At 44.9% G+C, this 13,566-nt stretch carries 15 protein-coding genes and 2 pseudogenes; 5 read left to right on the top strand and 12 right to left on the bottom strand.

The window, feature by feature from the left end:
- Window positions 1-293 precede the first annotated feature (293 nt).
- Window positions 294-449: a DUF6888 family protein gene (locus IM450_RS22740; RefSeq protein ID WP_002802943.1), complete on the top strand. Its 156-nt coding sequence runs from the start codon at window positions 294-296 to the stop codon at window positions 447-449.
- A complete protein-coding gene (locus IM450_RS14295; protein ID WP_002758886.1) occupies window positions 433-636 on the top strand; it encodes a DUF6887 family protein in 204 nt (67 codons plus the stop codon). The genes IM450_RS22740 and IM450_RS14295 overlap by 17 nt, the downstream gene beginning before the upstream one ends.
- Window positions 637-741: 105 nt before the next feature.
- On the opposite strand, the gene IM450_RS14290 is transcribed toward IM450_RS14295, so the two are convergent.
- On the bottom strand, window positions 742-942 hold the full coding sequence (locus IM450_RS14290) for a hypothetical protein (RefSeq protein WP_002798182.1): 201 nt from the start codon (window positions 940-942) through the stop codon (window positions 742-744).
- Between the two features lie 259 nt (window positions 943-1,201).
- Between IM450_RS14290 and IM450_RS14285 the strand changes: the two genes are divergently transcribed.
- Together IM450_RS14285 and IM450_RS14280 are read left to right on the top strand one after the other, a co-directional pair.
- The gene (locus IM450_RS14285; protein ID WP_002773597.1) at window positions 1,202-1,870 is read left to right on the top strand and encodes a lysophospholipid acyltransferase family protein; all 669 of its coding nucleotides are present in this window, start codon (window positions 1,202-1,204) and stop codon (window positions 1,868-1,870) included.
- 363 nt (window positions 1,871-2,233) lie between these two features.
- The gene (locus tag IM450_RS14280; protein ID WP_287668461.1) at window positions 2,234-2,608 is read left to right on the top strand and encodes a hypothetical protein; all 375 of its coding nucleotides are present in this window, start codon (window positions 2,234-2,236) and stop codon (window positions 2,606-2,608) included.
- Here IM450_RS14280 and cbiB read toward each other — a convergent pair.
- From cbiB to IM450_RS14265, 3 genes are read right to left on the bottom strand one after another with little or no spacing between them, the layout of a single operon-like run.
- Window positions 2,549-3,529, bottom strand: a complete 981-nt coding sequence (gene cbiB, locus IM450_RS14275; protein ID WP_287668458.1) for an adenosylcobinamide-phosphate synthase CbiB — start codon at window positions 3,527-3,529, stop codon at window positions 2,549-2,551. The genes IM450_RS14280 and cbiB overlap by 60 nt on opposite strands.
- Window positions 3,530-3,531: 2 nt before the next feature.
- A complete protein-coding gene (locus IM450_RS14270) occupies window positions 3,532-4,005 on the bottom strand; it encodes a GFA family protein (RefSeq protein ID WP_002802937.1) in 474 nt (157 codons plus the stop codon).
- Complete coding sequence (locus IM450_RS14265) at window positions 3,953-4,396, bottom strand: Rrf2 family transcriptional regulator (RefSeq protein ID WP_002783777.1); 444 nt, start codon at window positions 4,394-4,396, stop codon at window positions 3,953-3,955. Before IM450_RS14265 ends, IM450_RS14270 begins: the two co-directional genes overlap by 53 nt.
- 300 nt (window positions 4,397-4,696) lie before the next feature.
- Here IM450_RS14265 and IM450_RS14260 point away from each other — a divergent pair, with 300 nt between their 5' ends.
- Window positions 4,697-5,086, top strand: a complete 390-nt coding sequence (locus IM450_RS14260; RefSeq protein WP_002737568.1) for an AbrB family transcriptional regulator — start codon at window positions 4,697-4,699, stop codon at window positions 5,084-5,086.
- A gap of 179 nt (window positions 5,087-5,265) precedes the next feature.
- On the opposite strand, the pseudogene IM450_RS22735 reads toward IM450_RS14260, so the two are convergent.
- The 8 genes and pseudogenes from IM450_RS22735 to IM450_RS14220 all read right to left on the bottom strand — a co-directional run.
- Window positions 5,266-5,431: pseudogene (locus IM450_RS22735) on the bottom strand (IS5/IS1182 family transposase); the annotation flags it as partial.
- A gap of 236 nt (window positions 5,432-5,667) precedes the next feature.
- Window positions 5,668-6,417: an SIMPL domain-containing protein gene (locus IM450_RS14250; protein ID WP_287668455.1), complete on the bottom strand. Its 750-nt coding sequence runs from the start codon at window positions 6,415-6,417 to the stop codon at window positions 5,668-5,670.
- 332 nt (window positions 6,418-6,749) lie between these two features.
- Entirely contained in the window at window positions 6,750-8,048 is a 1,299-nt protein-coding gene (gene eno, locus IM450_RS14245) for a phosphopyruvate hydratase (protein WP_287668453.1), read from the bottom strand.
- 46 nt (window positions 8,049-8,094) lie between these two features.
- Window positions 8,095-8,856: a DUF3887 domain-containing protein gene (locus tag IM450_RS14240; protein ID WP_287668450.1), complete on the bottom strand. Its 762-nt coding sequence runs from the start codon at window positions 8,854-8,856 to the stop codon at window positions 8,095-8,097.
- 115 nt (window positions 8,857-8,971) lie between these two features.
- Window positions 8,972-11,050 (bottom strand): glycogen debranching protein GlgX, encoded by a 2,079-nt coding sequence (glgX, locus tag IM450_RS14235; RefSeq protein WP_287668448.1) that lies wholly within the window; start codon window positions 11,048-11,050, stop codon window positions 8,972-8,974.
- 276 nt (window positions 11,051-11,326) lie between these two features.
- Window positions 11,327-12,224: pseudogene (locus tag IM450_RS14230) on the bottom strand (DUF4351 domain-containing protein).
- A gap of 57 nt (window positions 12,225-12,281) precedes the next feature.
- Window positions 12,282-13,220: a DUF4351 domain-containing protein gene (locus IM450_RS14225; protein ID WP_287668444.1), complete on the bottom strand. Its 939-nt coding sequence runs from the start codon at window positions 13,218-13,220 to the stop codon at window positions 12,282-12,284.
- A 233-nt stretch (window positions 13,221-13,453) separates the two neighbouring features.
- A partial coding sequence (locus IM450_RS14220) for a transposase (RefSeq protein WP_036400142.1) occupies window positions 13,454-13,566 on the bottom strand: 113 nt, incomplete at its 5' end.

The raw sequence follows: 13,566 nt of genomic DNA, 5'->3' as shown, positions 1-13,566 counted from the left end.
GACCGACCCAACTGCAACAAAAAGCGTTAGATTTATTGGGAGTTTCCCTGATTTGTACCCAGTAACGGGGTGCTGTAAATTCTCTTAATCCCTTCTACAGCACAGGTTATGGCCTTTTGTCAACGGGGAAGTCCAGGTATATAACATCTAGCGAGCAGACTACCTGAATAATTAGCGAGCATGATGCTCGCATTCCCTTAAATCTAAGGCACTAAATTAGCTGTTTCAATCCAGTATTATGCTATACTTATTACAGGTATAAACTCGTAAATTGGAGGAAAAAGCCATCAATAATGATACCCACTCCCGAACAGATGTTTACTTGCATTAGAATGTGTCAAACCCTGTCTAACTTCTATACCGATATTCATCTATTTCGGTATGATGAAAATAGTAATGTGAGCATCTTGCTCACTAATGTGGAGTTTGAAGATGAATCATCAACCTGATTTTTACCAAATGTCTCGCCCAGAATTAAGAAAATATGTCCTCTCCCATCGAGAAGATGATGAAGCCCTAAGAATTTATATGGATAGAATGCGAACTGAATCAGGTGTAACTAGATTTACCCTTACTCCTAGTCAAGAAGATATGAAGAAATTAGAAGAATTTCTCAAGGCAAAAATGGATAAATAAAATCAATTTAACTTGCTTGTGCCAAGGCTCTACCTTTTATTCAGTGAACTGGGAGTAATGAGGTGCAGCGACTTTCTTACCCGTTCTCCCTTCCCCTATCAAACCCTAGAAATCATCGGGAATAATCCATTGGGTCGGTTGCGTCAGTTTTTTCAGTCTAGCGGCTTCGGCCATTTCTAACATCTTTTCCAAAGAAGTTTCGGCAATAAATTTGGCTGCTTCGGCGGCATGGGCTTGATTGGGGCATTTATCGCCTAAAATACAACCATTTAGGCAATCTACAGCACAATTTACCTGTTTTTCCATAAAAAATCTCTTTTTCTCACTAGATTTGGCCTTTATATTTTAACCCAACTTTTTTTCAGTACCTAGGCAAAATTAATTACACATCTTGCTAATCCTTTTGGCGCTCTCAACCGTAGGTAAGTAATTATGCCAGTTAAGAAAGCGGCACGCTTAACCTTTCCCTAACCCATAAATTGCTATAGATTTTAATTGTGTGAGGAGTGAGAAGAAAGCAAAGTCCTTGGGGTCGAAACACGGCAAGACTCCCAGGGGCTTTTCCATGTCTAGGGAACAATTGTCAGTCATGAACCAGCCTCAAGAGCGAGAACCTTTTGCCAGTTTAGTTTTATATCATCTCTTTAAATGGTCGATCGTTAGCCCAACCCTACACGGCTATTTTCGCGGTCGCGTTTACGGAGTGGAAAATGTCCCCCGTCGTCATCCTCTGATTATCGTCTGCAATCACGCCAGTTACTTCGATCCACCCCTATTATCCTGTGCCGTGCGTCGTCCCGTAGCTTATATGGCTAAAGAAGAATTATTTACCATCCCGATTTTAAAACAGGCGATCGCTCTTTATGGGGCCTATCCCGTCAAACGCAGCAGTGGTGATCGCGGGGCAATTCGGGCGGCGATGGGAGCATTAGCAGCGGGCTGGGCAGTGGGAGTGTTTCTGGAGGGAACCCGCACCGAGGACGGATTGATCCATCAACCAAAACTAGGCGCGGCGATGATTGCCGCTAAAGCGGGAGTTCCCCTGTTACCCGTCAGTTTATGGGGGACAGAAAAGATTTTTCAAAAAGGTTCTTCTTTTCCCCATAGTATCCCCTTAACTATTCGCATCGGAGAAGTGCTGCCGCCACCGATTTCTAGCAAAAGAGAGGCTTTACAGGCAGTTACCGAGCGCTGTGCCGAAATTATTAACGGATTACACGCCCTCGGACGCTAACTAGGGTTTGCGGCAAAAAGCTTTTCCTGGGGGCAGGGTGTGGGGTGTGGGGTGTGGGGTGTGGGGTGTGGGAATTATGAATTATGAATTATGAATTATGAATTGGGGGGGGGAAGTGGGGAAATTGAACTAAAACCCCAAAACCCCAAAACCCCAACCCCCAAAACCTGTCTCCTATCTCCTGACTCCTGAATACTGACTCCTGCCGACCGCCGACCGCCTGATCTCAACAAGCAATTTAAATTACGAACAGCTTATTCAGCAAACCCTAAATACCCGGGCAGCTGATTAGATTTCTTTCCCCGACACTTTCAAGTCGGGAATCTAGGCTAAAATTGGCATAACTCGACCATCGCCTCGACCATGTTCTTTTTTGTCCTCGGCTTCAATCTAGGCTTAACTTTATTTAATTGCTTTCTACTCTGGAAATTGTGGCAATTGCGGCGGATTTTAGGGCGAGTGACCAAAATTTTAAACCGGGTGGAACGACGTTTACACCACATTTTTTACCCCGCCCCCGAATATATTGTCATCGCCGGGGCGAAAACCTATTATCTCAGACAAAACTATCAACGTCTCTGCGGACAGATACAGATACTGCAATCCCTATTCTTGACCTTCTCCCTGATTATCCGTTACTGGCAGCGTCAATCCCGTCAACGCCGTCGCCTCTGGTCGCTACAATTGAGCAAAATCTCTAGCAATCAAGCAGCTGACAGCGATCGCCAGCCAAAGTAATACACAAGTACGAGTTAAATTCAAAGCCTGTTCGACGGTTTTGACGGTAATCGGGTTGAGGTTATCGCCCAATAAAGGTTTTTCCACAATCTGGCCTCGATATTGATTTTTACCCCCCAATTGCACCCCCAAAATCGCCCCATAGACGCATTCACTCCAACCAGAATTAGGACTAGGATCCCGACGGGCATCGCGCCAACAAATGCTTAAAACCCGCCCCGGCTGGCCCGAAATTAGGGCGAGAGTTAAGACCGTTAAACGACAGGGTAGCCATGTCAAAACATCCTCGCTTTTGGCACTAAACCAGCCAATATGGGTGTAGGGTGGCCGACGATAGCCAATCATCGAATCGAGGGTACTAGCGGCTTTATAAGCGCAAGCGAGGGGAACTGGTCCCACCCCCAGAAAGGCACCGAGAAGGGCATAAAAAAGTGGCGCGGTAACTCCATCTACACCATTTTCACTGACGGTTTCTAATAGGGCGCGAAGGATTTCTTCTTGGCCGAGATTATCTGTGTCGCGACCAACGTATAAACTTAGTTGGCAACGAGCTAAGGTGATATTTTCCGCTTGTAAAGCTGCGATGACTGTTTCAGCAGCCCGGCGTAAACTTCTACCAGCTAAACAACTAGCCAAGAGAATCACTTGTACTAGGCAACTCAGCAGCAAATTGACCTGACCTAACCATTGGATTCCTAGCCAAGTTAAGGCCCCAGTCAAGATAATTAAACCCAGTCCCAGAATTATGCCCCCTAAACGTTGGCGAATTTTTTCCCGCGTCCAATTAAGGATAACTTTTGTGGCCACGGCAATAATCGCCCCCATCACCTGCACTGGATGAATCCATCCCCAGGGATCGCCGATCAGATAATCTAAAACTGCCCCTAATACTAAAATGATCGCCGTTGCCGTTTCCTTCACAATTACTCCCTTTTACCATCGACATCCCGAATTTTCTCAATATTGTCTTCCCAGTTAGCCCCATCAAAGAACTGGATCTGAAAATCCCCTAAGACATTACCCTCCAAACAGCGCAGGTTTATATCTATAGCGTCAGGATGGGAGCGGGGACGATAGAAAGGATGAATACCACAAACACGACAAAAATAATGTTGGGCTGTGTGGGTATTAAATGTGTAGGTACTTAAGAAATCTTCACCGCTTAGGAGGGTAAATTGTGCTGAAGGAACAATCAGATGCAGAAAACCTTTTTTCTGACAAATCGAACAATTACAGTCTAGAGCTTGATCATGCTCGATCGCCACTTGAAAACGGATCGCTCCACAGTGACAACCTCCCCCATAAATCTTTGCTTGAGTTGTTGCTGTCATAACTTCTAAACTACTAAACAATAAAGCTGGTTTCCTCTCCCCTAGCGGCGATCCAGCTACGCGCATCGTAGTATAAATCCGCTAAGGTAATCTTCCCTAGGGCCTCTTTTAATTTCTCGTGGAGGTGTTTCCAGATAGTAAATGTCACCCAATCTTCTGCCTGTTCGTCCCTGGGATGATAACCTGATAATGGCTCGATCGTCTCTCCCACCGCCTCCAAAATTTGCCCCAACGAGATACGATTTGCCGGCCTGGCCAATTGATAACCCCCTTGCGCTCCCCGAAAGGAACGAACTAACCCCGCTCGTCGCATTTCTATGAGCAATTTCTCTAGATAAGCGGCCGGTATATCTTGACGCAGGGCGATCGATTTTACCGATACGGGAGTTCCCCTCGGTTGTAAACTAAGATCCAGCAAGGCTTTAACACTATAGTGACCCCTAGTTGTTAGCTTCATTATCCCTCATTTTTACCTCTTGATCTCTATCCTACCCCCTGCCCTCATTGATGACAGAAAGACTAACCTCCCTTATCTCAGCATCTCGATCAACATTGATAAATTCTGTTAAGATTTTGATCGAGAGATAGAGTCTAATCAATTACAATCAATTTCCTCAAGCAAGTGATAATTTTTAGTTTATACCGTGTAAGATAAGTGTAGAGATCAATCGTAACCCGATTGTTTCTGGTCAGGGGGAGCAATTCTCCTCGACTAGCCTTGATGACCCTAACCTTTACTTATCTACTGCAAACTTAAATGAACACAACTACTAATCCAGAACCCCTGACTGGCCTCGAACTAATTGAGAAAGTTAAACAGCTAGGCAACCTCAGCAAAGAGGAAAAAGCCCGGGAATGCGGCTACTATACCATGACAAAAAATGGTATCGAACGCGTTAATATGATGAAATTTCTCAATGCTTTAATCGATGCTGAGGGAATTGACTTAGATAGCAGTGCCAATGGTCACGGACGAGGTGGGCGCTCGGCCAGCTACCGGATCAGTGTCCAATCAAATAATAATCTCCTGATCGGTTCGGCCTACACCAAAAAAATGGGACTTAAACCGGGAGATGAATTTGAAATTACTTTGGGGAGAAAACATATTCATCTCAAGCAAGTTGGCGCCAGCGACGACGACGAATAGCCATAATTAAGGAGAGAGCCGTTTCACTCTCTCCTTGCAGATAGGGTCTGCTGAAAAATTCGCTCCAGAAATCATGCTATTGAATGCCACTGATTTGTCGCCCAATTGATAAGCTTTACTTATGCAAAACAACTTTAAACATAATTTTTATTAAAGAGAAGGACTATCTTAGTTCATTTGTTCGCAAAAAAAGCCAGAAAGACAAAAAAAGCCCAAAAAAACTGCCGAAGCAGTTGGGAAAGATTGACAACCAAAAAGATAATAGCAAGGACAGTTCCTGAAGTTTCAGGTAGTTTTGTCATGACCAGATTGAAACTAAAATCTTCTCTGAGCTTGTCCGGACTTTCTGGGAGCATCTCAGATGTGCAGAAATAACGACAATCAACAATGATCAGTCATCCTTAAATTAGTACGAATGTATGAACAACCGCATCTAAGCATCCCACTGCAAAAGCTAATCTGCGGCGGGATTGAGGAAAAAATCGCCATTAAGCGCGAATTTTAGAAGATAGTTTCCCTGGAAAAATCCCCACTGGGTAGCTTGACAAAAATCAGATGCAGCCGTGGGTAAAGACTATAATTCAGTCAATCCCGAAAGTTACCGAAACCACTGCGGTAATATCTTTGTCGATCGAGGAAGTGTCGTAAATTCCCGAATCGCTCACGTCAGTGGAATTGCGCGAGGTGATCTGAAAAACTCCCGTTTTCGCATCGCGCACCCTTCCCACCCGACTGCCGGTACTACTAGCGATCGCCTCAGCCCTCGCTCTCGCATCTTTGGTCGCTGCCGCCACCATTTCCACCCGCAGCTTATCCAGTTGGGTGTAAAGATATTGGGGAGGTTCAGAGACGAGGTTAATTCCCTCCTCAATCAATTCCGTTACCTGCCTAGAAAGTTCCGTGTAACGGGCCACATCGCTCGCTCGGATCTCGAAGCGCTGGGTGAGACGATAGGCGAGAATTTGCCCAGTTTCCTGACCGTTAGCTGTTACTTCGGGAATCGCCATCGTCTCGATCGCGTTGGTGGTGATTGCGTCTTCGGGAACTTGTTTTTCTTTGAGATAAGCTCGTATCCGCTGGGTTTGCTGGATCAGATCGCGGTACGCATCCTGAGCGCTGGGTTGTTGACTGGAAACCGATAAACGCCAGAGAAGATAATCGGATGTAATCGCCCTTTTGGCCGAACCAGTGACGACAAAAACATCGCTCGCCCGTTTCACCGCCAAGAACGAGCGTGCCGCTATCCACGAACTCAAGACGAGAGCGATCGATAGCACCGATAAACCCGCGAATACCTGTGGGAAACGTTGGAATATAGAACTGTCTTTCATCATCCCCCATCCTAGAAATCCGACGTTTCTATCCTATGCTAGTAGCGAGTGCCTTGAAATTATTATTTACAAAAATCAATGGAGGTCGAAATCTGACGGGGAACTTTCCCTTCCCCAAAAACTCCCTATCGCTGGCTGCGATAACGCCCGATAAGTTCAGCTTGACCATGGAATGGGCTTTATCCCCCTCTGTTTAACCCGAACTGTGGTTAAATAAATACTTCGCCGAAAAAGGTTTCAGCGAAGTACCACAATAGTCAGTGACCAGTTATCAGTTATCAGTACCTTTACTATAACACCCTTTTTCGATCACTGCAAACTTTTTTCAAATTTTAGGCCAAGAATTTTGGACCCAAACCGACTTTCGGCGCGTACACCGCCCGATCGCCCAATTCTTCTTCGATGCGTAATAAGCGATTATACTTAGCCACCCGTTCACTGCGACTGAGAGAACCAGTTTTAATCTGTCCAGCATTAGTAGCCACCGCCAGATCCGCGATCGTGGTGTCTTCCGTTTCTCCGGAACGATGACTGATGACAGAACGATAACCGTGACGGGTAGCCAGGGCGATCGTTTGTAGGGTTTCCGTCAAAGAACCGATCTGATTGAGTTTAATCAGGATTGAGTTAGCAATACCCAGATCGATCGCTCTTTGCAGACGGATGGGATTAGTCACCATCAAATCATCGCCCACCAACTGAATCCGCGCCCCCAGTTTATCGGTCAATAATTTCCAGTTATCCCAATCTTCCTCGTGTAAACCGTCTTCAATAGAAATAATCGGGTAGCGATCGACTAAACTAGCCAAAAAATCCACCATTTCGGCGGGAGAATGGGAAGAACCATCGTAGATGTATTGACCATCCCGATAGAATTCACTGGCGGCCACATCCATAGCCAAAGCCACCTGCGACCCCGGTTTATAACCAGCACGTTCGATCGATTCGATTAAAATATCCAAAGCTTCCTGATTTGAACCCAAATTCGGAGCATAACCGCCCTCATCGCCCACACCGGTCAGTAATTTGCGTTCGTGCAAGGCCTTACCCAAAGCGGCGAATACTTCCGCCCCCCAACGCAAACCTTCCTTAAAAGAATCGGCCCCGATGGGGAAGATCATAAACTCCTGAAAATCGACGTTATTATCGGCGTGAGAACCACCATTGATCACGTTCATCATCGGCACGGGTAGCACATTGGCCATCGGGCCACCGAGATAACGATAGAGAGGCAATCCCAGATCCGCCGCCGCTGCTTTGGCCGTAGCCAGAGAGACGGCTAGGATAGCATTAGCCCCTAATTCTCGTTTATTGGCCGTGCCATCGCGATCAATCATAGCTAAATCGATACTAGCTTGGTCGAAAGCATTCATCCCCTCCAAAACCGGGACGATTTTTTCGTGGACATTGCGAACCGCTTTCAGGACTCCCTTACCACCGTAACGCTGGGGATCATCATCGCGCAATTCGTGGGCTTCAAAACTGCCCGTAGAAGCGCCACTGGGAACCTGGGCCAAACCGAGCGCCCCCGATTCTAACAGCACTTCGGCTTCGATAGTGGGACGGCCGCGGGAATCTAGAATCTCCCTAGCTGCGATCGCTTCGATGGGAACTTCGATTTTATCTAACATAACTTATCGTCTCCAACTCAATTTACGCGGTAATTTCGGCTGATTACTAATTGCCTAAAGGGAAATCCACGTTGACAATCTGCTTTTGATCATCAAAAACGAGGATTAAAGTATCCGTCAGTTTTTCAAATTGAATCGTCACCAACACCAAATCCACGCCGTCCGTATCCGAACCTTTTCTGACCTGAGTTCCCACAACCCGACGCACGGGGCCGGTACGCTTAAGTAAATTTTCCCAAGCGCCTTGCACTCTGGTGGGGAAAACCTCAGCTTTGAGAAAAGGGTGTAGATAGCCTCTGGCCAGGCCGTAGTCTTTATTGACCAAAGCCTTGACAAAAGCATCGCCAATCTCAGAAATACTGCGAAATTCGGGAAAATTGGCGGCGACTACCTGACCTGACTGGTTAAAGGTAATTACCACATCTTCAGTGAGTTTCTCAAATTCAACGGTGACAATCACCAAATTGGCATTGATAGCATCGAGTAGCTTGCTTTTGACAATGCGCTTAAACGGTCCAGTATTGTCAGTGACTTGGCTTTCCCAGACCTTTTGCAGTTTTTCGGCAGTCCAGAGGGGTTTTAGTTGGGGTGACAAAGCTGCAATAACTTTACCGTATTGTTTAGTTCCCAACCATTCTACTAACTGCCGAGCTTGCTTTTCTTCTCGGACGGGATCACCAATAGCGATCGCAGTCGGTTCTAGGTTCGCCTGTACCGGTGAAACGCTGAACGCGGTCCAAGGCAGGGAAAAACCAATTAAACACAAAGAGAGAATCGATACCCGTTTCGCTAATGAAAGCCGCATCATTTCAGCTATTGCTCCGCAAATAAATAACGTTTTTCGACTTGACGATTGAATTGATGCCATTGTTCATTAGTTAAAGCATTCAAGATCGCTCGATCGGGTAATATCTCTCCCCTTGTTATACTGGTTTAACGATTAAGACTACCGCCGAACGCGCTTGCACCCGATAGGTTTCCGATTCAATGGCGGCGGCGGCATCTAAATCACAGGCTGCCTCGGACAATTGCCCAGCAGTATCGATGACGCGATGCCATTTTTCCTCTGGGAATAGGGGGGGTAACTGGAAGTCGAGAGATTCCCAGTAAGCGTTGAGCATAATGTGTAAATACTCGTTCACCTTGGGATGACGCAGGGAAAAAGCTAAACTGCGGGAATCTTCCGACCAATCGGGTTTACTCAACTGTACGCCATGCCAACTGAGATGGGGTTCAAGACTGGTATAGGTGACTTCTAGCAATTTTTCCTGACGGAAAAGAGCTAATTTTTTATTAAAATCGATCAGTCTCCTTACGAAACACCAAAGATCGAACTCTTGCTCTACCGCACTCCAATCGAACCAACTTAACTGGTTATCCTGACAATAGGCGTTATTGTTGCCCTTTTGGGTGCGTCGCACTTCGTCCCCCATCAACAGCATAGGTGTTCCTTGGGAAATGAACAGGATCGTTAAGAGATTTTTTATTTGTTGCAGTCGCAGGGTTTTAATCGCCTCATTATTGGTTTCCCCTTCTATTCCACAATTCCAGCTAAAATTATCGTTGCAACCGTCCCGATTCTTCTCGCCGTTAGCCTCGTTGTGTTTCTCGTCGTAGGAAACTAGATCGTTAAGGGTAAAGCCATCGTGACAGGTAACAAAATTTATACTTCTCTTGACATTGTTGTCAGGTCTGTGGTATATGTCGGGGCTTCCTAAAATCCGCGCCGCTAATTTGCTGACTATGCCGGTATCTCCCCGGACAAAAGCGCGCACATCATCGCGAAAAGGACCATTCCACTCGGAAAACCAATCGGCAAATTCGACAAATTGACCGACACTATACAATCCTGCCGCGTCCCAAGCTTCGGCGATTAATTTTGTCCCGGCTAAGACTGGATCCGATTCGATCGCCCAGATCATGTTATAACCTTTTTGCAGGATCGGTTCCCCGTCCACATTGCGCGATAATACGGCCGCCAGGTCAAAGCGAAAACCATCCACGTGCATTTCTGACACCCAATAGCGCAAACAATCGAGAATCATTTTGCCGACAATGGGATGACTACCCTTGAGGGTGTTACCACAGCCGGTATAGTTGCTATAGAGGCTTTTATCGACCGCATCGAGGATATAGTAGGTGCGATTATCGATACCTTTCAAGGAAAGAGTCGGCCCGGTTTCGTCCCCCTCGGCGGTATGATTGAAAACCACATCGAGAATCACTTCGATCCCCGCTTTGTGTAACGCTTTCACCAGATCCCGAAATTCATTCAAAGGACCCAGGGGTGAGCGATCGCTACTGTAGCCAGCATGGGGCGCAAAAAAGCCGATCGTGCTATAACCCCAATAGTTAGTTAACCCCGGCATAGCGGCAGCGGGATCAAAGTAATGAATCGGTAACAATTCCACGGCAGTAATGCCTAAGTTTTTTAAATAGGGTATTTTTTCGATTAATCCCGCAAAAGTACCTCTTTTTTCCTCGCTAACGCCAGAATTCGGGTTGCGAGTAAAACCACCGACGTGCATTTCGTAGATAAAACTGGCAGAGTAGGGAGTGCGTAGCGGTTTGTCATCTTCCCAATCATAGCGGCCCGTATCCACTACCAGACCCCGCAAAGCTCGATGACAATTATCGCCTTTTTCGCTGGCAGCTTGCCGATCATAAATTTCCGCACCGACAATCGCTTTCGCATAGGGATCGAGAACTACTTTATCAGGATCGAAGCGATGACCCTGGGCCGGATTATCCGGACCATAGACTCGATAAGCATACACTTGACCGACTCCAATGCCGTGAACGAAAATATGCCAATAGAAAAAGGTGCGGTTTGTTTGCGGGGTGAGGAGAATAGTCTGGCTAGGTACGGGAGAATTAGCATCATCAAATAATAATAATTCGATCGCAGTGGCATATTTAGAAAATAGTGAGAAGTTGACACCATCGGCCAAGACAGTCGCACCGACGGGATGGCTTTTACCGTGATCGGTTTCTAAGGTCATTGTCAAGAGATGAGAAGTGATTAGGAGTAGTATAAGATTATTCGGCGTTGTTGAATCAAGCTATGAATCCCAAATGTGTGTCCTATCCAAAAGTTAGTTTTGGTCTAGGTTGTGAAAATCTCACCCAAGAAGCTCAGAATTCAAATCAGCAAATCCAGATTTTCTTGGAGATGGCGTGATTAATTTCTAAGACCTTGCCCTATTCAATAAAGCTCTCAATTTTCCGAGCAATCAAGAAAAAAATATAGGAGTTTTAAATGACCTTTCCCGAATATTCTAGGCTTGATTAAGCCAATTAATTAAGTCAGCTTGACTCTTAAAGTCTAGTAATGCTTCTCCTAAGTCTTCTAATTGTTCTACGGTTAGTTTTTGGATAGTTTCGGTAATATGCGGGGGAAGTTCACCAAAACGTCGGTTAAGTAAGCGTAGCACTAGATTGGCTTCTCCTTGTTGAAGTCCGATAGCTTCTTCTTGTTGAATAGCTTTTTCTCTATCTTGTTCGTATAAAGGGGCTAAACGCATAATAAATTTACTCTCTTCCTGGGTTCTTTTGGGTAAGGCTTGCAAGTTCCTACTCAAATTGTATAATAATTTTAAGGCAGCTGATTTGAAAGGATGACTAGAAGATAATGCCTCTAATTCATCAATCGCTCTGCTTCTGGTTCCTCCTCTACCTAATAATCTTAACCAAAGGGTTTCAGGGGTTTCAGGTAATTGATGCAGGACAATAATGGCTGTGGTTAATGCTGGAGGTAAAAAATAAATTCCTTCTCCCCAATCTGGATGATTGAGAGCGGAAAAAGCAGTTATAATTCTTTGACTGGCCGTAGGAGTTAGTATCCATAGTCTAGGGATATTTTCTGCTAATAAGGGTTGTTGATTGCGGTGAGCTTCTCTTTGTAATTGTTCCCGCACAGTCAACAGTTTAGATAAACAAGCGAGAATTCCCTCAATCGTGACCGGATTGCGATAGGGTTCCAATAAACAAGGGGTTTGAGCTAATTTGCCCAATAAACCTAATTCGGGCGGTATTTTGGGGGAAGTCGGTCGAAAATACACATCGATTTCTTGAGTTTTTGCCGTCACATCAAGGCTGGTTTTCACGTCACCGGAAGAAGAGAGAAAGGTTTCGAGGTAGTCTTTCACTAAATTTATCCCAAAGAAAGCGAGTCAAGACCTAAGTTATTAAATCAATGATGATGATTATTTTATCATCTTCAAAGCCTATTTATTAGTTCAGCCAATTAATTAAGTCAGCTTGAGTCTCAAAGTCTATTAATGCTTCTCCTAAGTCTTCTAATTTTTCTACTGAGAGTTTTTGAATAGTTTCGGTGATATGCGGGGTCAGTGGACCAAAACGTCGCTTTAGTTGACGTAGCACTAACTTGGATGCTTCTTTTTGAAGTCCGATAGCTTCTCCTTGTTGAATCCCTTCGATTCTACCTTTTTGAAGTCCGATAGCTTCTCCTTGTTGAATAGCTTTTTCTCTATCTTGTTCGTATAAAGGGGCTAAACGCATGATAAATTTTCTCTCCTCCTGGGTTCTTTTGGGTAAGGCTTGCAAGTTCCTACTCAAATTGTATAATAATTTCAAGGAAGCTGATTTAAAGGGATGACTAGAAGACAAGGCCTCTAATTCATCAATCGCTCTGCTTCTGGTTCCTCCTCTGCCTAATAATCTTAACCAAAGGGTTTCAGGGGTTTCAGGTAATTGATGCAGGACAATAAGGGATGTGGTTAATGCTGGAGGTAAAAAATAAATTCCTTCTCCCCAATCTGGATGATTGAGAGCGGAAAAAGCAGTTATAATTCTTTGACTGGCCGTAGGATTTAGTATCCATAGTCTAGGGATATTTTCTGCTAATAAGGGTTGTTGATGACGGTGAGCTTCTCTTTGTAATTGTTCCCGCACAGTCAACAGTTTAGATAAACAAGCGAGAATTCCCTCAATCATGACAGGATTGCGATAGGGTTCCAATAGACAAGGGGTTTGAGCTAATTTGCCCAATAGGCCTAATTCGGGCGGTATTTTGGGAGAAGTCGGTCGAAAATACACATCGATTTCTTGAGTTTCTGCCGTCACATCAAGGCTAGTTTTCACGTCACCGGAAGAAGCAAGAAAAGTTTCGAGGTAATCTTTACTAAATTTGTCCCAAAGAAAGCGAGTCAAGGCTGAAGTGATTCAATCGATGATCAGGGTTATTTTATCATCTTCAAAGCCTGATTAGAAAAATTAGCAGCATTGCAGCTTTAGTTACAGATTTTTCCTAGTTTTTGCGCTAAAACTGAAAGGTTAATCAGCAAAAAACGCGCTCGACGAATGAAACCGCAAATCATCGTCTGTGGATTAGGTCGCACCGGTTATAAAATCTTTTGTGGTTCTTCCGAACTTACCATGTAAAATCAACTAGCAAAATGCCAATTTAATAAACATCTAAGACTAAAGTTTTTAAAGTTTCTAAATCCATAGCCTCTCCTTTTAATCACCTTCAGTTTATTATTAATTCCTTCAACTG

It is taken from the genome of Microcystis sp. M083S1 (genome assembly GCF_020246405.1).
Lineage (GTDB): Bacteria > Cyanobacteriota > Cyanobacteriia > Cyanobacteriales > Microcystaceae > Microcystis > Microcystis aeruginosa_C.
The sequence above is the reverse complement of the archived record's forward strand: the minus strand, read 5'-3'. Positions and strand labels throughout refer to the sequence as shown.

Coding starts and splice junctions, on each gene's coding strand:
- IM450_RS22740 (WP_002802943.1), top strand. CDS start 294: ATGATACCCACTCCCGAACAGATGTTTACTTGCATTAGAATGTGTCAA.
- IM450_RS14295 (WP_002758886.1), top strand. CDS start 433: ATGAATCATCAACCTGATTTTTACCAAATGTCTCGCCCAGAATTAAGA.
- IM450_RS14290 (WP_002798182.1), bottom strand. CDS start 942: ATGGAAAAACAGGTAAATTGTGCTGTAGATTGCCTAAATGGTTGTATT.
- IM450_RS14285 (WP_002773597.1), top strand. CDS start 1,202: ATGTCTAGGGAACAATTGTCAGTCATGAACCAGCCTCAAGAGCGAGAA.
- IM450_RS14280 (WP_287668461.1), top strand. CDS start 2,234: ATGTTCTTTTTTGTCCTCGGCTTCAATCTAGGCTTAACTTTATTTAAT.
- IM450_RS14270 (WP_002802937.1), bottom strand. CDS start 4,005: ATGCGCGTAGCTGGATCGCCGCTAGGGGAGAGGAAACCAGCTTTATTG.
- IM450_RS14265 (WP_002783777.1), bottom strand. CDS start 4,396: ATGAAGCTAACAACTAGGGGTCACTATAGTGTTAAAGCCTTGCTGGAT.
- IM450_RS14260 (WP_002737568.1), top strand. CDS start 4,697: ATGAACACAACTACTAATCCAGAACCCCTGACTGGCCTCGAACTAATT.
- IM450_RS14250 (WP_287668455.1), bottom strand. CDS start 6,417: ATGAAAGACAGTTCTATATTCCAACGTTTCCCACAGGTATTCGCGGGT.
- eno (WP_287668453.1), bottom strand. CDS start 8,048: ATGTTAGATAAAATCGAAGTTCCCATCGAAGCGATCGCAGCTAGGGAG.
- IM450_RS14240 (WP_287668450.1), bottom strand. CDS start 8,856: ATGATGCGGCTTTCATTAGCGAAACGGGTATCGATTCTCTCTTTGTGT.
- glgX (WP_287668448.1), bottom strand. CDS start 11,050: ATGACCTTAGAAACCGATCACGGTAAAAGCCATCCCGTCGGTGCGACT.